Here is a 19,796-nt window from a genome sequence, read left to right as displayed (position 1 = left end):
TAAATTATAACAGTTTCAGTGCCGTAATACTTGCCAGCAGGCCCACCGTCCAGAAGACGAAGACCACTTTCCATTCCGACCAGCCGCCCAGTTCAAAATGATGATGAATGGGGCTCATGCGGAACACCCGCTTGCCCGTAGACTTGAAGGAAGCCACCTGAATGATGACCGACAGCGCCTCACAGACAAACACGAGGCCGATAAGCGCCAGCAGCACTTCCGTATGGGTGAGGATGCCCAACGCCGCCATGGCACCGCCCAACGCCAAAGAACCTGTATCGCCCATAAACACCTTGGCCGGATGTGCATTGAAGCGCAGGAAGCCCACGCAGGCAGCAGCCATAGCCGTAGCAAAAATAGCCAAATCGCTGTGCCCGAGCAGCGTGCAGACCACAGCATAGGAGCTGGCGGCAATGGCTACCGTACCGGAGGCCAAACCGTCCAGACCGTCCGTGAGATTTACCGCATTGCTGGTGCCCACCATCACGAACAGCACCAGAGCATAATAGCCAACGCCGATATTGATGTGGCTGTCGAGCACCGGAAGCCAGATGGTCGTGTCAATGCCCAGCATCCGCGTGCCGATAACCATGGTAACCACCGCAATGATAATCTGCCCAAGCATCTTCTGCTTCGCTTTAAGACCCAGGTTCCGTTTCTTGACCACCTTGATATAGTCATCGAGGAAGCCCAGCACAAAATGCCCCAGCATGATAAAGAGTGCCAACAGAATTTCCGTGGAAAACGGTGCCGCAACGAGCGTGGCAATGGTAATCCCGAGGATAATCATAATGCCGCCCATGGTGGGGGTACCGCTCTTAGCCTGATGACTTGCCGGCCCTTCCTCGCGAATGCTCTGGCCAAACTTCAACTTATGCAGTTCCGGGATGAAAAACGGCCCGGTCAGCAAAACGAAACCTGCGGCGATGACGGCCGCCAATATAAAGCTATCCAATGTTATGCCTCACTATCTATATTTCAATCAGAGTAAATCAATAATCTTTTCCATAGCCATGCCACGGGAGCCCTTAAAGAGCAGGGTATCACCGGGCTGCAGCAGTTCATGGAGTTTTTCTGCCGCGTCTTCATGGCTTGCACAGCGGTAAACCGCCGTCATGCCTTTGTTTTCCGCACCTTTAGCGATAAATTCGCCCATTTCGCCGCGGGTGACAAGTGCCGTAAAACCATGTTCGGCCACTTCCTCGCCGACATGCAGATGCGCTTCTTCGGATACGCTGCCCAATTCGAGCATATCACCGAGCACCGCAATCTTGCGGCCCTTTGTAAGTTCCGACAGCGTATTGATGGCCGCCGTCATGGACATGGGGCTGGCGTTATAAGCGTCATTAACCACGTTCCATTCCTTGACCTGCTGCAGTTCAAAGCGCATCTTCGTGGCTTCGAGATGCGAAAGACCTTCGCGCACTTCAACTGGCGTCAAGCCCATGGCAAAACCTGCGGCAATGGCGGCCAACGTATTGTAGACATTATGACGGCCTACCATATTGACTTCATATTCATGGCGCTCATTGGCATAAGTCACCATGAACTTCGTCACATTGCCTTCCGTATGAATGGCCTCTCCCTTGACATCGGCCTCCTGTTCCAGACCGAAGGTCATGACCTTTACACCCTCTTTTGCGGCAGAACGCATACCGGCCACATATTTGTTATCGGCATTCAAGATAACCGTGCCACCGGCAGGAATAGCTTCCACCAGTTCCTGTTTGGCCTTGGCGATATTTTCAAGCGAGCCTAGAAGTTCCATATGAGTTTCGCCCACATTGGTCACAATGCCAATCTGCGGGGAAGCAATCGGCGCCAGCGCCTCAATCTGGTGAAAGCCGCGCATACCGATTTCCACCACGGCTGCCGTATGTTCCTCTTTAAGTCCCAGCAAGGTCAATGGCAGGCCGATTTCGTTGTTGAAATTGGCCTGCGTCTTGAGCACGGCACCTTTAGCCGACAGCACAGCCGCCGTCAGGTCTTTGGTCGTGGTCTTGCCGTTGGAGCCCGTGATGGCCACCACGGGGATTTGCGGGAACTTTTCGCGCCAGGCCTTGGCCATCAGCTGATAAGCCAACAGGGTGTCCTTTACCTGCAGAACCGTGCCCTGACATTTTGCCAGCTGCTTTTCGTCACAGGCTTCACTGACCACTACACCGGCTGCGCCCTTTTCCAAAGCCTCTGCCGCAAAATCCTCACCATTGAAGCGCTCACCCTTGAGGGCCACAAAGAGCACACCTTTGCTGATTTTGCGGGTATCGGTAACGATGGCGCTGAATTCTTTTTTCTCTTCTTTATATATGTTGGCGCTGGTGGCCTTTACAATCTCATTAAGCGTAAACATCCGTCAGGCTCCTTTTTTCGCTGCCACAGCCTCGCGGGCAACTTCCTTATCGTCGAAGTGAATCGTCTTATCCTTCAGAATCTGATAATCCTCATGGCCCTTGCCCAAAATAATCACGATATCATCCGTTTCGGCAAGTTCCACGGCACGGAAGATGGCTTCACGTCTGTCGATAATGCACTCATGTTGCTTATCGCCGATGGTTTCCTTCACACCGGCTTCCACTTCACTCAGGATAAAAGCAGGGTCTTCGCTGCGCGGATTATCGGAAGTGGCGATAACCACATCGGCAAGCTCTGCGGCCAGTCTGCCCATAATCGGACGCTTCGTGCGGTCGCGGTCACCGCCGCAGCCAAATACCGCAATAATCTTCTTCTTCGCAATGCGGCGGGCCGTGTTGAGCACGTTTTCCACTCCGTCCGGCGTATGCGCATAGTCCACGATAATGGAGAAATCCTGTCCGGCCTTCACGAGTTCAAAGCGGCCCGGCACACTGGTGAAATTCAGCAGTGCTTTCTTAATCACTGCGGGGTCAATCTTCTCCGCAATGGCAGCGCCCACAGCGGCCATGACATTATAGACATTGAAGATACCCGTGATATGGAGCTGTAAATCCAGCTTGCCCAGGAATTCTTCGGTCAAAGTGAAGTTGGCTCCACTTGCCAAAACTTCCACATTAGTTGCCTGCAGGGAGGCCTTGTTTTCGATACCATAGGTCAGCTGACGGCACTTGGCATGCTCGAGCATGGTCTTGCCGGCTTCATCGTCGGCATTGACCACGGCCGTCTTGTTTTCCTTAACGCCTTCTTTACCAAGCAAATCAAAGAGCTTAGCCTTGGCCAGCTTGTAATTTTCCAGCGTCTTATGATAGTCCAGATGGTCCTGCGTGAGGTTGGAGAACACCGCCGTATCAAACTCAATACCAGCCACGCGGTTCTGGTCGAGCGCATGGGAGGAAACCTCCATGACCACATAGTCCATGCCCTTGTCCCGCATGATGGCCAGCGTGTGCTGCAGTTCCACCACATCCGGCGTCGTATTGTGAATGGGGAATACTTCTTCCTCCATCATAATCTGAATGGTACCGATAAGCCCCACCTTATAACCAGCTTCGCGCAGGATGGCGCGGATAAGATAGCTGGTCGTGGTCTTGCCATTGGTGCCCGTAATGCCGATTACCCGCATCTTCTGCGCAGGATAGTCATGGAAGAACGGCACGATAACGTCCAAAGCCGCTTTCAGCTCCGGCACCTGAAGGACAGCAACACCTTCCGGCACGTCCACCGCCTCAGCAGAGCGGGTGGTCAGGATGGCCTTTGCCCCTTTCTCCACAGCCTGCGGAATAAACTTATGACCATCCACATGGAAGCCCTCTATGCACACAAAGAGTGTACCCTCTGCTGCCTTGCGGGAGTCATGCTCAATTCCCTTGATCTCTATATTCTTATCGCCGGTAACTACAGAACCATTTACCAGTTCTGCCAGTTGCGCTAATGTCTTCATATAATATCCTCCCTCGCCTCATAATGCGAACCGTTACCTATTATATAACGGATTGCAAAAAAATTACAGGATTTTTCTGCAGAAAATCCTGTAATTTTTGATATCTGGTCATTATTTCTCACTGCTAAAATAAGTCTGCTTAGGTACGCTCATTCCCAGCTGATCCTGTGCGATGGATTTGATGCGGTCCGGAGACTTGAGCTTGGCAATTTCAATCTTGAGCCGCTCGTTCTCCTGCTCCATCTGGTCAGCCTGCTGCTGGATGGCCACGAGTTCATAGCCGCGGCTGGCACTGATGCCGCTGCCCACCGTAACCAGAAGGGCCAGCACCGTCATCGTCAGGAACAGCAGTTGTCCATGGGAACGCAGGCGGGTGTCCAGAACCGTCTTAAAGAGTGGTTCCTTCGGAGACTTGCGCAGTTCCTTTTCTTCCTCCGCAGGAGTCAGAACGCGCTCTTCCTCTTCATAATATTCTTCCTGTCTGGCCAGCATGGTCATCTGCCCCCCTTCTCAGCTATCGGTAACTTCTCGGCTATTCTCAATTTTGCGCTCTTGGAGCGGGAATTATGTTCCAGTTCATCGGCTGTAGCCTGAATGGGCTTGCCGATTATCTTGATTTCCGGCTGGTGATTGCACATGCACACCGGCAGTTCCGGCGGGCAGATGCAGCCACGGGAAAGTTCCTTGAGTACATTCTTGGCAATACGGTCTTCCAAAGAATGGAAGGTGATGATGGCAATGCGGCCGCCGGGCTTCAAATGTGCTACCGCCGTGCGGAAAGCCGTTTCCAAAATCCCCAGCTCGTCATTGACCTCAATGCGGACAGCCTGAAAAATCCGCTTGGCAGGATGACCTCCTGCCGCCTGCCGTACAGCTTTGGGTACGGCCTTGCAGATGATATCCACCAACTCCCCGGTGGTTTCAATGGGCTTCTTAGCCCGTTCCTGTACGATAAACTGGGCAATGCGCTTGCTCCAGCGCTCCTCGCCATATTCCTTGAAGATGCGATTGAGCTCTTTTTCCTCGTAGCTGTTCACCACATCATAGGCGCTAAAATCCGCTTCCGGGTTCATGCGCATATCGAGCGGCGCATCCTGTATGTAGGAAAACCCTCTCTCTGCCGTATCAATCTGATGGGAGGATACCCCCAAATCAAAGACCACGCCATCCACAAGCGGAGCATTCTCATCCGCAAGAATCTGCTCCAGATTGCGGAAGTTGTTGTGAACGATATCCACCCGGCACTTGGCACCTCTAAGCCGCTCCGAAGCTGCGCTAATGGCCGCCGCATCCTGGTCGATGCCGATAAGCCGGCCCTTTTCCGTGAGCATGGAGGCAATCAGGCTGGAATGGCCGCCGCCCCCCAGGGTACAGTCCACATAGGTTCCCTCTTTAGTTGTCACGAGACCTTTAACCGTCTCCTCCAGCATTACGCTGATATGATGAAACTCCATGTTTCCTGAATCCTTCCCAACTTAAATTCCCAATTCCGCCAGTGACGCGGCAATGGTCGTAACATCCGGCTCCACTTCGCCGTTATAAACATTCCAATTATCTTTGCTCCACACCTCAATGCGGTTGTCCACACCGGTGAGGATGACATCCTGCTTCAAGGCAATCTCCGCATGATTGCGCAGATTGGCAGGGATGAGAAACCGTCCCTGCTTGTCGCACTCCAGGGTACGGGCCCCGGAGAAGAAAAAGCGGTTTACCGCCCGCGCTTCGGGCTTGGAAATGGGCAAAGACCGCAGCTTGGCCGCCAATTCCTCCCAAGCCTGCTGGCCGTAAAGGAAAAGGCACTTGTCGAAGCCCTTGGTAATGATAAAGGTGACGCCTAATTCCTGACGGAAATCTGCAGGCAGAATGATACGCCCTTTGGCGTCAATCGAATGGGTGTATTCCCCCATAAACATCCTGCCTCACCACCTTTACCACATTTTCTACCACTTTCTACCACAATTCCCCACTTTCGGTACTTTTTATTTTATAGCAAAACACGGCCAATATCAAGAGGTTATCCATAGTTCCCTGTGGATAAGTAAAAAAATCCTAACATCTAGACTTAAAAGGCGGAGGAGAGGGGCGGCTTAGAACATGAATTAAGCTCTATACGAAAACAGCCCGGTGGCTGATGATGCTTTTCCGTCGCGTTAGGCAAGCCTGCATAAGCAAAGGAAAAGTATTATCAGCCACCGGGCGTCTTAGTTCATCGATGTTAACCGAACTCAGTTTTTCATCCAACCGAAGCTCTCAAAAATCGGCTGGAACCGTATGCGTTCAATAAAGTCCTTATTGGTTTCCTCCGTATGGAAAATAGGCACACGCTCCAAAGCATAGATATTGCTGGCCTTATCCACATTGCCGTACTTGATGGTAAAGGCAGCCTTATATCCTGCCTCCTTCACCATCTGGGCGATATGGAGATTATAAGTACCGGTGGGATAAGCTATATAATTAACCGCATGCCCCAGCTCGGCCTCGGCTTTTTTCTTGGAATCCACCAGCTCGGAGCGCAGTTCATCATCCGTCAAATCCGTCATGGACCTGTGATTCACCGTATGGGATTCGATATTGATGCCGTTCTTATCCATCTCGCGGGCCTGGTCCCAGCTAAGATATCCCTTCTTGTGCTTGTCGAGGAACCCCGTCACCACGAAGATGGTTGCCTTGAAGCCATACTTTTTGAGGATGGGATAAGCGTTGGTGTAATTATCCTCATACCCATCATCAAAGGTAATCAACACGGGATTTTCCGGCAGCGTGCTACTGCCAGCCAAGGCATCGTATAATTCATCCGGCGTGATGGTATGGTACCCATTATTCCGCAGGTACTTCATCTGACTGTCAAAATCTTCCGGACGCACCGCCAAGGAGATAAAGGTATGGTCAATCTTATGGTAATTCAGCACCAGCACCTTCGTGCCACTCTCGCTGTCCGCCACCATCGTAGCCTGCAATGGCTTGGGCTGCTGAGAAAAAATCACGGCGCCCACCGCTGCCAATATGCAAACTATCATTATAATATAACGCCAGCTAAAAATTTGCCGCTTCATGCTCCGCCTCCATCTCTAATCATACCTTGTCATTGTACAGCAAAACCCGCAAAAAAACCACACAAATTTATTTTTCCGTACCATTTGTTTCTTGTACCCTATGGGCTAACTATGTTATAATTCGGTTGTTGGTTAAATTAGTTTTATCGCGTTTTCGCATAGGAGGATTTTATAATGGCTATCACTAAGGACATGAGCATCATCGAAGTTGTACAGAAGTACCCGGACACCGTTGACGTATTCGTGAACGCTGGCATGGGCTGCCTGGGCTGCGCTGCCGCTCACTTCGAAAACATCGAACAGGGCGCAATGGCTCACGGCATCGATATAGATGCACTCATCAGCAACCTCAACGAAGTTGTAGGTGCTGAAGCATAAGTTTCATAAAGGCAATCGGCAGCAGCGAAACCATTTCTCTGCTGCCGATTTTTTTGCCGTCTGATAGAAGAATGTACAATACCATCGAAGGGAGATTGATTCACTGATGTTTGTTCCATCCATAAAGTCCTGCGGGGCAGTCCTCTGCCTTGCCTGTTTACTGCTTAGCGGCTGCGGCCAATCTGAAAAGGCCAGCCAGCCTGCCGCCCCTGCCGAGGAACCCGCACCTGTGGAAGAAAAAGCTCCGGCTTATATCACCGCCGCGGATGATTTCAGCAACCTTACGCTGGACAATGCCGAAACGCCTGTTTATGACCACTATACGCTGGCCCAGCGCCGGGCCAAAGGCTTGACCACAGTCCTGCCCAAGATTACACCTTACCGGGATAAGAAGGTGGCCTACCTCACCTTTGATGATGGGCCGGATGAAAAGAACACCGCTGCGGTGCTGGACATCTTAAAGCAGGAAGGTGTAAAAGCCACCTTCTATGTGCTGGGCAAAAATGTCAAAGCCTATCCGGATATAACCAAACGTATCTTCAACGAGGGTCATGCCCTGGGCAACCACAGCTATGACCATGACTACAAGCGCCTCTATGCCTCTGCCGACAGCTATCTGGCGGAAATGGAACAGGCCGATGATGCCATCTATGAACTGCTGGGCGTGCGCCCTCTGATTACGCGTGCCCCCAGCGGCCGCATGGGCAACTTCACCGCCGCTTACGAAGCCATTATGGATGCTAACGGTTATGTGGAACATGACTGGAACGTAAGCTCTGCCGACGCTGCCCCCAACCATCCGGTCGCACAGGATTTCATCGACAACATCTCCGGCCAGGCTGTGATGAACAGCGCCATCATCCTGATGCATAGCTCGGCAGGCCATGAAGAAACCGTCAAGGCCCTGCCGGAAATCATCCGCGTCCTGCGGGAAAAAGGCTACAGCTTCGGCGTAATTACCCCCATGACGCCCCAGCCCTGGTAAAATTTTAATTGGAAATTAATCCTCCTCACAAGGGATTTTAATCTTCGCTCCTTATAGTTATGGATATCAACTATAAGGAGCGATTGCTATGTTAAAGATAAACAACCTGCAGAAAAAACATCTGTTGATTGCCGGACTATCCCTGGCCTGCCTCGGCAGCTTCGGTGCCCAGACCTATGCCGCTAGTACCTCCCAGCCCCTTCCTATGGCAGATATCAGCATGCTGCCTGCACCACCTGACGGACAAAATCCCCCTGGCCCTCCTCCTGATGGCAAATTTGGCGGCATGCAGCAAGAACGCAGTGATGCCAGCAGCCTCAAAGCTAGTCAGATTATAGAACACACGAGCCAACTGACCGGTCACAACCTTACCAATGACAAGACCGACGAAAATGTCCTGCTCGTGCGCAACGGCGGCAGCCTCACCCTCACCGGCTCATCCCTTACAAAAACCGGTGACAGCTCCAGCGCCGATGCCAGCAATTTCAGCGGACAGAACGCCATTCTGCTGGCCAACAACACCACCGCCACACTGGAAAATCTGGAGCTGACCTCTGACGCAGACGGGGCCAACGCCATCTTCGCCACTGGCGAAAAAGCCCAGATTTCGGCCAAGCATATCAAAATTCATACCAAGAACAACTCCTCCCGCGGCCTTGACGCCACTTACGGCGGCACCATCAAAGCCGAGGATGTGGACATCACCACCGAAGGCGCTCACTGTGGCGCATTGGCTACAGACAGAGGCGAAGGAAATGTGCTGGTAAACGGGGCCAAAATCCACACGTCCGGTGAAGGCAGCCCCTGCATTTACTCCACCGGCAACATCCAGCTCACCAATGGCGAAGGCACTGCAACCGGCAGCGAAATCGCCGTCGTGGAAGGCAAGAACTCCATTACCCTTAACCATTCCACATTGACCGGTCATGTAAAACACGGCGTTATGCTCTATCAGAGTTTTTCCGGTGACGCCAATGTGGGCATAGCCAAATTCACAGCCAAGGATTCCACCCTGAACAACAACTCGGATGGTCCCATGTTCTACATCACCAACACCACCGCCGAAGCCACGCTCGAAAACACCCAGCTCAAGCAAGCCGGTGATATTCTCGTCAAGGTAACCAGTGACCGCTGGGGAGCCGAGGGGAAAAATGGCGGTGACTTTACCCTTAACGCCCAGAATCAGCAGCTCAAAGGACAAATCCTGGCCAACAATATCAGCAAAGTTGCCTTGAATCTTGGCGAAAACAGCAGCTTTCAGGGAACCATCAATAGCGACAATCAGGCAGAAAGTGCCAAGGTCAGCTTAAGCAAAGGCGCCAGCTGGCAGCTCACCGCCGATGCCTATGTCACCTCCATCACCAATGAAGCCAGTGATTTCAGCAACATCAACAGCAACAAGCACAATATCTACTACGACAAAAACAGCAATCCCGGTCTTAACGGCAAAACCATCCACCTCCCCGGCGGTGGCAAATTGCAACCCATGCGCTAAAATTAAATCATCTACCTCTAAGGACGAATACCTACAGAAATAATCCTGCAAGTATTCGTCCTTCTTCGTCTGCGCCTTTCTGCTAACACGCTTGATGACTTTTCATTAACGGCCTGCAGCTTCTCTTTAATAAAATATTTTTCTGAATTATATATTATTTCTTTCATCTATGGTATAATATAAGCAGTAATCTATTTGCAGGGAAGCAAGATACCCCTGATGGAGAGGAAGGGATGATGAATATGCTGACATCCAATCGCAAAGGCGTGCTTCGCAACTGCCCTATCTGTGAAAAGTTATTCAGCGATACCGGCATTGGCGTCTGCCAGAAATGCTATGACAAAATGAGGAATTACGAGACCCAGATAAATGAATTTGTTAAGACACATCCACACTGTACCGTAAAAGATATCGTCAGACAAACAAAGATACCACTGCGATTTGCTACCAATATGATTAATAAGGGGCAGTTCGTAGCCGGCGGCAAAATCAGCTACCCCTGCAGCCGTTGTGGCAAAGCCATTACCACCGGCCTCTACTGCGGCTCCTGCATGGCCAAGGTTCACGAAGCCACCATCACTGCCAAAAAACTGGAAGCCGAGCGCCGTGTAAAGGATGAACAGGAACGTATCAAGAGAAAATATCTCCAAAAGAAAGAAAGCAGCTTGAATATCCTCAAAATATTGCGCGGAGAAAAATAAAAAACCTTATCCATAAAAAAGACTATGCCAGCCAAAAAAGATTTGACAGGTATAGTCTTTTTCGCTATAATAGACAAGTGATTTGCGGGATGTAGCGCAGTTTGGTAGCGCGCCTGCTTTGGGAGCAGGATGTCGCAGGTTCGAATCCTGTCATCCCGACCATTCACTTAAACTTCGCGTCAGTAGCTCAGTTGGATAGAGCAACGGCCTTCTAAGCCGTGGGTCGGGGGTTCGAATCCCTCCTGACGCACCAGTAAATTCAAGGGTTTCAGCGTTTTGCTGGAACCCTTTTTCGCGTTTAGTGGGGCATTAGGTGGGGCATTAACAAAAATCCTCTTCGGAAAACATGGAAATCAACCTCTAAGTAAAGAGTATATTTATACATGCATATTGATATATTATTCATGTATTTTTTTCTTTTCCTTCAACCCGATGAGCTTAGCCAAACACCCTTCCCAATGCCTCCACAGCCTGCTTCTGCATGTCCGGAAGTACGTGGCTGTAGGTGTCCATAGTCACCTTTATAGAGCTATGCCCCAGTCGTTCCTGTACTATTTTGGGATTAACCCCTTGCTGCAAAAGCAAGGTTGCATGGGTATGCCGCAGGCAGTGGAAGGTAAAACCATCTGCAATTCTGCACTTCTTAATCAGAGGCTTAAAATATCGCCTGCTAAAGTTCGTGGGGCTGATAGGTGCTCCAAACGGACTGGTGAACACCAGATTATGCCATTCAAACATATCCCCAAGATCATCAGCATAGTTTCTCTGCCACTCCCGATACCGTTTCAGCGCTTCCACATCCTCAGGCATAAGCAAAACGCGCCGACGACTTGCTTTAGTCTTGGTTTCCTGAAACACCGCCCCTTTGCCCACTACATGCGCCAGCGACCGCTTCACGAAGATACATCCATTAATGAAGTCAACGTCTTCCCACTTCAGCCCAAACACCTCCCCTTGTCTCAAGCCTGTCCGAACCGTAAAGGATACCAGCTCTGGCATCATAACGCTCATGAAGCTGTGGTCAATCTCCCCAGCAGCTTTTACCAGATTATCTATCTCGAATTTATCCAGCACAACAATCTCCTTTCTCTGGATACGTGGGGCCTTGCTCATTCTCACAGGATTTTTCATAAGTATCCCCTCCCTAATCGCATCATCGATTACTTGCGCAAAATAACGTCTGGCCGCATTTACAGTGGACGGGGCTAATCCTTTGCCATCCATTCGACCATCCATCAACAACGAATTAAAATGTTTCTGAACTTGTTGCATATTCAAATCACAAAGCCGCGTAAGCCCCAACTGCGGCAAAATATAGCATTTGAACGTGCTTTTATATTTTTCCACCGTGCGTGGCCGTAAACGTAATTTTGCATATTTTTCCAGCCATTCATCCACCCAGTCGCTAACAGTCTCCTCAGCCCTGTTGGTGTCCATCTTTACACCTGTAGATAGCAAGAAGGCATTGCCCTTCTCCATCGCAGCCTGCTTTGTTTTTGCTGCAAATTTCTTTCTTTTTCTACCCTCTTGAGCCTCCTTATAGGACACTTGATAGATCCATAAGCCTCGGCGAACATCCTGATAGATCCCGCCTTCGCCAGCACTTCGTCGTCCCACCATTTTCACCTACTTACTTCATAGATAAAGCGGTGCAGACAAGGTCAGCATTCATCTACACCGCACTAAACTAAAAATTACATTACGTTAAGCATTTTTTGCACATAACTAACAGGGATTAGTATTCTGCGGCCAATTCTCAAACAGGGGATTTTATTCTTTGCTATTCGGTCGTATATCAGCGAGCGGCTTACTGGCACCATTGCCGCCAAAGCCTTCACCGAAATAAACCTCAACTGCTGAGACTTTGTATCTTTCATAACATCCTCCAATCTTGCGCCGCTGCCGTTGCGGCGCCGCCATCAACTAGCATAGCATGGACGGCATCCTGACTATAAGGCCACGCTACATACTGCTTCTGCCTGTCATCTTAATGGTATATCCCCATTTGACGACAAATTTTCAAACTAACTGCCTTATCCCCAGCCAGCCATTTATCGCCAACCTCGTTCCCAAGCCTCTAATTGTCTCTTCTGAAGTTGCTTAATCTGCGCTTCACGACGTTTTTCTCTTTCATCGAAGTACGGATCAACAAAATACTCCAAATACATCTGAGGCAGCCCAGTAATCTCAGCTGGCGTCATATATCTTGAATAGAAGCTCCCTGTGTAATGGTTGCGCGCCGCTGCCACAGCTACTTCAATAGATCCAAACCATTGTGCAATCGGATAAACCATCATTTCCCCGGCCATAAGCTGGCAAAGTTCAGCTATTGACTTGGCTACGCAGAAGCCATTCAACGCGCTGATCCCCCACGCGCCGACTTCAGTACCTTCTGCAGCAACGGTTGGAAGTGCCGTGCCTGCTGGGTTCACCAACGCTACCGGTCCTGTTACTACAGGTGGTAACCCCATATGAACAAGGGACTTATCTATACAGCAATCAATCTGACGTTGCTGTCCAACCTGAGCCATCCCTAACAAAGAATCCCAGTCCTCACTGACCACTACTCTACAGTCTAGCGATTGACGATAATGCAGAGCTGTTGCCAGCTCACTTATCCCTTCGCAAAAAGCAATATTATATTCACCTAGAACCAGATACTTCATTTTGCACCCTCCCTAATTGACGTTATACACTCTTCCATACCATCAGCAGATATAACCAGCATCTCAACTTGATGCCCGTGAAGCTTGATTCGCTTCAGATACCGACTTCTCGTTTTTCTGCCATTTGCCTGTTCTACATAGCCCTTGGCTATTCCATGTTCACAAAGCTCATGGTATATGCTCAAAGGCTTGGCAATAAGCTTCTTTTCTGCACTTTGCAATTGCGCCTTAACATGTGCATATGTTTCCTCTGGCGAAAAAACATACTCGCAATCGCCGTCTTTTCCAAGACGTTTATAGCCCAGAAATTTTCCACTATTGCCTTCGTACTCTTCCTTGGTATTAGCCAGGAAAACTCTGCCCGTACCAATGCTATTCTGCAAGACAAGTAAGAACTGCTGCCATGGCTCAGCGACTATGGCCATCTCTTCGTTCTGCTTCATAAGTGAAGTAATTATCCCCAGCCATAAAGCAGCGAGCTGCTCTTCCTCAACCTCAACGGCACCTACTTCTTTCCCCCATTGCAAAACCATCGATGCTATTGCCGAAAAAGCCCTATAGATTTGCTGATGGCGCTTGAAGCGCAACTCCAATTTCGGAGGCTGATGGGTTTCTATGAAAGCTACAAGCTTATCATAATTGCGTTCAAGGAAGTGAATCCACCCCGCAAAATATGCCTGAACCAACGATGTTTCTCCCGTTCTTTGAGAAATTCGCTGATTTTCCTGGAACGGCCTAAGTTTATTAGGGTCTATGGAATCAGCCTCAAAGCGCAAGGTAATATACCGCAAGGCACTAGACTGCTGCGAATCCAGCGGTTCTTCGGCTGTCACGATACAAGCCCCACGTACTTGTGTACGCATTATGTCGCTATAATTTGCTCCACATGACCGCGCACGACCTACCTCGTCGCCGAAGGCCCGAATAATATCCTCAAAGTTAGCCAGAACAGCCCCCTTTTGGGCGAAGATATCGTCCGCAATCATGGTCTGGTCAATGCAGGATTCTCGGTAGAGTTCCAAGGCTCTCGGCGTGGATTCTAACCGAAGCATCCCACCTGGATGAAATGGTTCCGCAAACGCCTTGCACGTACTGGTCTTAAGGCTTCCAGACCGCCCTACGATGAGCAGTATAAATTGGAGGTTCAAACCTGCATCCTGAAACAAACGACTAGCATATCCCATATGCAAGTAGAGCCAGAAAGGCAACGAAACCTTATAGGTTTGGTAGGCATCCAGACTTCCATCCTTCCGGATAACCTGCCGACCTATGTCTAAGATACTCAGACCATTCCGCCAAATTTCTGCTTCCTGCGACTGCGGCGTGTCGGGAACGAAGCAGTCACATTCGCAATCTTCTCTTGCGGCCGAAAGGTAAACCATCTTACCTCCCACTTCTTCCCAACCATGATATCCATATAACTCACGCTCTTTAAGTCTCTGCAGAGCCTCACCATAACAAGCTGAAGCATATTCCCGCAGGAGGTTCTTAGCCCAGCCATTGTTTGAGTGGGTTATACAGCAATCCGGGAATGTGCCTATAATCCGGTCAATCAACTTGGCGCTATAGTCAGAATATGTAATGCGTTGAGGCTCATCCTCATGGCCCAGCACCACATAACTGACCTCTTTGACAACGGCACCACCTCGCCGATGTCGAGCCAAAAGCTCAACAATTCGAAAATCGAAATTGGAGAGCTGGACATATTCGTCTTGCTTGGTGTTCGTGGGACGCAGATAAATCCCATCCACCTCCACCAAGAATTTGTCTAGAATTTTTCCGTGCTTCGCGGAAGTCGCTCTAATCGTTCCATCATTCCACGGAGATCCATCTTGACGAACTCCTGTTAGCCACAGCCCTGTAGCCGCAGCATATTCCGCCGGTGTCACATAAGGATTATCCCCCACATGCACCTCCATCGCTGCTTTCCGAAAGCCTTGGCTCATCGGCATGTGCTCGACAACCGTCTTTAATGACTTTCCCACTTGGTAAGGAGTCTCATTTAAGACGCTTATTGGCACCACATCTGCCTTCAAGAACGGATTTCCACCGCTCGTTGGTAATGAACTCATGTTCATCACGCTCCCTCTTAAGTTATTGGAAGGGCGGCCGACCTTTCACGGTTATTAGTCTAACTCTTATCCGTTTATGAATATAGGGGCTAATAATGACATGATTTTTCGCATATTCATGCCTGTCTTCCAGCTAGATAAATATTATATTAAGGAAGCTTTTCAATTTCTTTTCATATAGACGGAATACTATATTGCAATCGACATTGACCTTGACGCCCGCAAAGACAGTTCCTGCTTAGTTTCATTCAATTGTTGACTTCTCCTAAAGTTCAGTCCTTCAGAAGCAGTCTATAGCCCCGCTTTAAACTACGAACTCGGCTGACTTTTCACGATGAATCTTGTTTCAACCATGACCGCCAATATTCTATGGCTTTGAATATGTTCGTGAGGTATTCCCGGTAAGACCCCGATCTGCCTTAGCCTGATGTGGTTTCTATTCGTCATGCCATAGGTTTGCCTGCTGACAACGTCAAATTTCATCTCACGATGTTCCCTTGATGTTTCCCTCTATGTCCTCCCCTCTTCTAGGGGCTTTCCCTGATTAGAGCCCCCCATACTAGGCACACACTAAAAACCGGAAGTTTCAATGTAGAAACTTCCGGTTCACATTAGTAAAGAAAACGTCAGATGAGATTGAAAATTATTTTCTGGAGAAAAAAAGGAAATTTGGCAGATTACGATTCGAAATCCATTTCAATCTTAAGGAATAAAAATATTATTCATAGATAATATTCCCCATGCTAACCAATCCGCTAATATTAGCTATATCATTAGCCTCTTTTAAAATATTCATCATCGTTTTTTCTGGCAGTAGTTTATTGGCTATTTTATCTAATGGAAGAAGAAAACCCTCATTCGTTAGTAGCGGAATATTTTTCTTAAAATACTCATATAATTTTCTCCGAATTTCGTTCATTAAATTAATCGTTTCTTCCGTTTGACACATCATAACCATATGCATGTAATTAAACAGCCAATATGATGCAACAAAAAACTCTTCTGCTTCAAGTTGATGATCATAATCTTCTTTATTCAGCGTCCGCTCTATTTTATCTAATAGTTTTTTTATTTTTTGTCTTTTCCTTCGTCCCCCACTATATCCACTATACAAAGGAATTCCAAATTTGGCATCATTTATAGTTTCAAAAGCAGAAATCAACAGCGCCACTTCTCTAACCGTTAAAAAATCATTTTCATTACCACTCATACCGATATTATAAATACGCATCATTGTCATATAGTAAGGAATATGTTTTTTTATTCTTGTAACATACTTTCTCATAAGCTTTTTATCTTTATAATCAACCACCTTAGAATAAATTATCATAACTATTGCTTCTACATGCCCTATTACAAATTCCTCAATATTATTTACATAAGTTACATTTTTTATCCAATAATTACGCCAACCATCTTCAGCATAATATATTGAATCGGTTAAGACAACTATATTCTTATCCACATCATCATTAGCATAAACAGATTCAATATCTTTAGTTAAAAAATCAAAATACGAAATTACTTGAACTCCCTCAGCTGGCATTATCACATCATAATCGATACTTGGTAATTCATTCATATTATTCATAAGCTCAGAGTATACACATTTATCAATGTATCTATAAACTTGATATGTCGGGGTTGCAATTCTAGATATAATTTGATTTACTGAAATTATCGGTATAGAGTATATAAAGTTTTTTACCGCACTACAATAACGTTCGATAGCAATAAGATTTTGAAACGACAAGTGACAATCAGCATCATGCCTGCGTAAAACTATTCTTGCCTTAATAAAGTTTATAGCTTTTTGATAGCTGCTCGGTATATCCATTCTAAATTGCAACAACGATATTCGTTTTAAAACTCCCAAATCAACCCCACATTCCATTTTACAATCATATAGTATTTTAGTAAGACGAATTAATTCGTACTTTTCATCATCATTCATCTTGTCATTATAAACGTAACCAAAGTATTTAGGTAAAAAGTTTCTATATATCTTTTTTATCTCATTGTAGCAATCATCAATCGCACTATTATCTCCATCTGATGATTTTTTCCTTACACGCTTATCTTTAGGTTTCCCTGCAATAATCATTGATAAATCATACATACTTATACTATCTTCATCTGAAAAGTTATCCCACGAAGTAGCGTAATCATATTTACCGCAAGGAAAGGAGCTATCATCGATTTCTCCATATTTCTCATCGTATAATGCACCGATATCATCTATTATTTCATCTGGTATGTTAACAGCCGGCTTTCCTGGCTTAAATTCAGCTATATCAAATAGTTTGCGACAGGTTTCCATGCAGTGGTAAAATAATTCCTCACCAGTGAAACTCCTTGCCCCTAACTCCATACTTACCTCATCATAAATTCTCGTATACTCTGCCCTTATAGCCACGTTAACCACCTCCTGTTTGTTATTTCCACAAAGCAGCAGCAAATCCTGCATCATTTCTCCGTTTTCACCACTTTCACCACTTTTTAAAAGCCCCACCTGCCTTCTACTATAGCTACTACTGTACTTGTAAATCTGGTGAAAGTGGTGAAATGCTGTTTGTATAGTTAATTTTATGATATACAATAGGCTTTTATATTGATTTATCAAATACATATCAAATTCATTTCATTCTCTCAAACAACTTGTCATCCTTATCTATAAAACGTATATACAAACGTCTATCTTGCCTTAAAAACCATACATTATCAGCGTATGGTTTTTATTTATTTTTACATCACATATTACATCTATTTAATCTGTATATACATTTGTGAAAGGACTGATTATATTATGGCAAGAGAAAAAAAACAAGGTGTTATTACTATTAGGGTATCTGATGATTACAAAAACAACTTAAAACAAAAGGCCAAAGATGTCGGTATGGATTTAAGTAAATATGTAATCAACTGCATTAACTCAAACCGAACAAATGTCATTCATGATGGTGATATTCTTATTGCCGAAATTTATAATCTCAACGAACAGTTGCAAAAATTAACTCTTTATAAATCTCTTCCCATCCAAGAGCTACAAAATTCATTATCAAATGCAATATCCAAACTTAACACTTTAGCCAACAAGGATGATTAATATGTCTATATTGAAATTCGTACAAAATAACAAGCGACATCATCTATATGAAATGTATACTTATTTAGCTGACCCACTCAAAACAACCATTGATTCTTTTATCGGTTTTAATGTCAATCCAGCCAATCCTATTCCTGAAATGGAGTTGGTACAAAATTACCATCACTATCCATCTTGGGACTATTACCATAAAACATATCAACAGATAATCCTATCATTCGATAATTTCATCACTAAAGATAATCCATATATAAGAGCAGTCTGCACAGAAGTCGGATTCATATTACGTGGTAATGATCAACGACAGATATTTGCTTCTATTCATTTTAATGGTACCAACAATATTCATTGCCACTATATGTTGAACTACATCGGTATAATGGGCAATCTTTATCGTCAATCCTATTCGATTCATCATTATCAGATATTGATAAACAACGTATTATCTAAATATAATTTTCCACTAATAAAAATCAAAGATTTAGAGAACACCTCTAACCATCTTCATACATAGAGTAGAATCTTTCATCAACAGCAGGGAGAGCAGCGTCTTCTAGGCTCGCCCTGCTGTTGATAATTATTCACGCCTGTAAAAAAGAAAACGGGCGAGCCTCGGAGAGGATGATCTCCCTGTTTTCTCTTTTAGCATGAATACTGGCAATGGGCGCAAACATCAGCTGCCAAGCTGATGTTTGCGCCTATATCTTTAGATTTATCAGTTATGCACTTCTCTCGTTCTCGTTCATTACCGTATCACTTTTTGATAATACAGCTGGTTCATTATCCACATCATCGAAATCAATATTACGGCTCAACATTTTTATCTGTTCTGATAAACCTGCTACCAACGGTATTTCTTCAGCAGTTAATTTTCTATCCATCTGGAAACATGCTTTAGCATAGACGATACCGCCCTTATTGGCTGCCTTGACCAATGAGAATTTCGTTACCACTTCACTGCTTTTAATTCCTTTGGTTAATAATCTCATTAGATAACGGCTCAATTCCTTTAGTGAACCAGTCGGCAGAGATAGAATCACAGGGAACATTTCACCTTCCCGTAACAGATAAAGTCTATGTCGCTCTTTGCAGGCTTTAGAGCCATTGTCCCCAGAGTTGTATTCATTATAGATACAGCTTTTACAATCACCACCAGGATTACCAAATCCTTTAACTGCATCAAGGCTTCCACAATCTGGAGGATTTGCTGCACCATTAAACTTCTGACTGAAATATGCCCTTATAGGGTGATGATGCAGGATAACTGCCGAAAACTCCTTAGCAAAATCAGGCTCTTCAGGATTATCAGCCGGCAACTGATAAAGGGTCGTTTCTCCAGACGGCATCTTAATCCGTTCAAAGAAAGTGTTCAAACCATCCATTTCTTCTGCGATTGCTGCCTTGAAATCAAAATCCCGCAATGTCAAATAACCTGTATCTTCAACACTTACGATGTCCTTGCTGTTTTTTGTCGTTTTTGCCATCAT

The 19,796-nt window shown here is 46.6% G+C and carries 18 protein-coding genes and 2 tRNA genes; 7 read left to right on the top strand and 13 right to left on the bottom strand.

The genetic code is table 11. The features are described from left to right. Positions 1–4: 4 nt before the first annotated feature. The 7 genes from mraY to P157_RS0104640 form a co-directional block, all read right to left on the bottom strand. The gene (gene mraY / locus P157_RS0104670) at positions 5–955 is read right to left on the bottom strand and encodes a phospho-N-acetylmuramoyl-pentapeptide-transferase (protein WP_026759980.1); all 951 of its coding nucleotides are present in this window, start codon (positions 953–955) and stop codon (positions 5–7) included. Between the two features lie 27 nt (positions 956–982). Beyond that, entirely contained in the window at positions 983–2,350 is a 1,368-nt protein-coding gene (locus tag P157_RS0104665; RefSeq protein WP_026759979.1) for a UDP-N-acetylmuramoyl-tripeptide--D-alanyl-D-alanine ligase, read from the bottom strand. A 3-nt stretch (positions 2,351–2,353) separates the two neighbouring features. Further along, positions 2,354–3,853, bottom strand: a complete 1,500-nt coding sequence (locus P157_RS0104660) for a UDP-N-acetylmuramoyl-L-alanyl-D-glutamate--2,6-diaminopimelate ligase (RefSeq protein WP_026759978.1) — start codon at positions 3,851–3,853, stop codon at positions 2,354–2,356. Between the two features lie 111 nt (positions 3,854–3,964). Further along, entirely contained in the window at positions 3,965–4,351 is a 387-nt protein-coding gene (ftsL, locus tag P157_RS0104655) for a cell division protein FtsL (RefSeq protein ID WP_329811655.1), read from the bottom strand. Beyond that, a complete protein-coding gene (gene rsmH, locus P157_RS0104650) occupies positions 4,348–5,307 on the bottom strand; it encodes a 16S rRNA (cytosine(1402)-N(4))-methyltransferase RsmH (RefSeq protein ID WP_026759976.1) in 960 nt (319 codons plus the stop codon). Before rsmH ends, ftsL begins: the two co-directional genes overlap by 4 nt. Before the next feature lie 21 nt (positions 5,308–5,328). Then, positions 5,329–5,766 carry a division/cell wall cluster transcriptional repressor MraZ gene (mraZ, locus tag P157_RS0104645; protein ID WP_026759975.1) on the bottom strand — a complete coding sequence of 146 codons (438 nt, stop codon included), beginning with the start codon at positions 5,764–5,766 and terminating at the stop codon, positions 5,329–5,331. A 312-nt stretch (positions 5,767–6,078) separates the two neighbouring features. After that, entirely contained in the window at positions 6,079–6,906 is an 828-nt protein-coding gene (locus tag P157_RS0104640) for a polysaccharide deacetylase family protein (RefSeq protein ID WP_026759974.1), read from the bottom strand. 174 nt (positions 6,907–7,080) lie between these two features. On the opposite strand from P157_RS0104640, the gene P157_RS0104635 reads away from it, so the two are divergent. The 6 genes from P157_RS0104635 (at position 7,081) to P157_RS0104610 (ending at position 10,718) form a co-directional block, all read left to right on the top strand. Further along, positions 7,081–7,284, top strand: coding sequence for a DUF1858 domain-containing protein (locus P157_RS0104635; RefSeq protein ID WP_014423547.1), 204 nt, complete (start codon positions 7,081–7,083; stop codon positions 7,282–7,284). Between the two features lie 106 nt (positions 7,285–7,390). After that, complete coding sequence (locus tag P157_RS13880; RefSeq protein ID WP_037353002.1) at positions 7,391–8,269, top strand: polysaccharide deacetylase family protein; 879 nt, start codon at positions 7,391–7,393, stop codon at positions 8,267–8,269. Between the two features lie 88 nt (positions 8,270–8,357). Further along, the gene (locus P157_RS13875) at positions 8,358–9,764 is read left to right on the top strand and encodes a hypothetical protein (RefSeq protein WP_051598494.1); all 1,407 of its coding nucleotides are present in this window, start codon (positions 8,358–8,360) and stop codon (positions 9,762–9,764) included. A gap of 233 nt (positions 9,765–9,997) precedes the next feature. Next, complete coding sequence (locus P157_RS13870) at positions 9,998–10,465, top strand: hypothetical protein (RefSeq protein WP_051598493.1); 468 nt, start codon at positions 9,998–10,000, stop codon at positions 10,463–10,465. An 85-nt stretch (positions 10,466–10,550) separates the two neighbouring features. After that, a tRNA-Pro gene (locus tag P157_RS0104615) sits at positions 10,551–10,627 on the top strand. A gap of 14 nt (positions 10,628–10,641) precedes the next feature. Then, positions 10,642–10,718, top strand: a tRNA-Arg gene (locus P157_RS0104610). Positions 10,719–10,903: 185 nt separating this feature from the next. On the opposite strand, the gene P157_RS0104605 is transcribed toward P157_RS0104610, so the two are convergent. The 5 genes from P157_RS0104605 to P157_RS0104580 all read right to left on the bottom strand — a co-directional run bounded on the left by P157_RS0104605 (position 10,904) and on the right by P157_RS0104580 (position 17,715). Further along, positions 10,904–12,085, bottom strand: a complete 1,182-nt coding sequence (locus P157_RS0104605; RefSeq protein WP_230578494.1) for a tyrosine-type recombinase/integrase — start codon at positions 12,083–12,085, stop codon at positions 10,904–10,906. Between the two features lie 74 nt (positions 12,086–12,159). After that, complete coding sequence (locus P157_RS15845) at positions 12,160–12,342, bottom strand: helix-turn-helix domain-containing protein (RefSeq protein WP_026759972.1); 183 nt, start codon at positions 12,340–12,342, stop codon at positions 12,160–12,162. 174 nt (positions 12,343–12,516) lie between these two features. Next, positions 12,517–13,131: a hypothetical protein gene (locus P157_RS0104595; RefSeq protein ID WP_026759971.1), complete on the bottom strand. Its 615-nt coding sequence runs from the start codon at positions 13,129–13,131 to the stop codon at positions 12,517–12,519. Beyond that, on the bottom strand, positions 13,128–15,209 hold the full coding sequence (locus P157_RS0104590) for a hypothetical protein (protein WP_026759970.1): 2,082 nt from the start codon (positions 15,207–15,209) through the stop codon (positions 13,128–13,130). The genes P157_RS0104595 and P157_RS0104590 overlap by 4 nt, the downstream gene beginning before the upstream one ends. A gap of 712 nt (positions 15,210–15,921) precedes the next feature. Further along, on the bottom strand, positions 15,922–17,715 hold the full coding sequence (locus P157_RS0104580) for a hypothetical protein (RefSeq protein ID WP_155266700.1): 1,794 nt from the start codon (positions 17,713–17,715) through the stop codon (positions 15,922–15,924). A 294-nt stretch (positions 17,716–18,009) separates the two neighbouring features. Here P157_RS0104580 and P157_RS0104575 point away from each other — a divergent pair, with 294 nt between their 5' ends. Next, positions 18,010–18,309: a plasmid mobilization protein gene (locus P157_RS0104575; RefSeq protein ID WP_026759968.1), complete on the top strand. Its 300-nt coding sequence runs from the start codon at positions 18,010–18,012 to the stop codon at positions 18,307–18,309. Positions 18,310–19,028: 719 nt separating this feature from the next. Here the strand turns inward: P157_RS0104575 and P157_RS13865 are convergent. Further along, entirely contained in the window at positions 19,029–19,796 is a 768-nt protein-coding gene (locus tag P157_RS13865; RefSeq protein ID WP_230578440.1) for a hypothetical protein, read from the bottom strand.

The organism is Selenomonas ruminantium AC2024, assembly GCF_000687995.1.
GTDB classification, from domain to species: Bacteria; Bacillota; Negativicutes; order Selenomonadales; family Selenomonadaceae; genus Selenomonas_A; species Selenomonas_A ruminantium_B.
The sequence above is the reverse complement of the archived record's forward strand: the minus strand, read 5'-3'. Positions and strand labels throughout refer to the sequence as shown.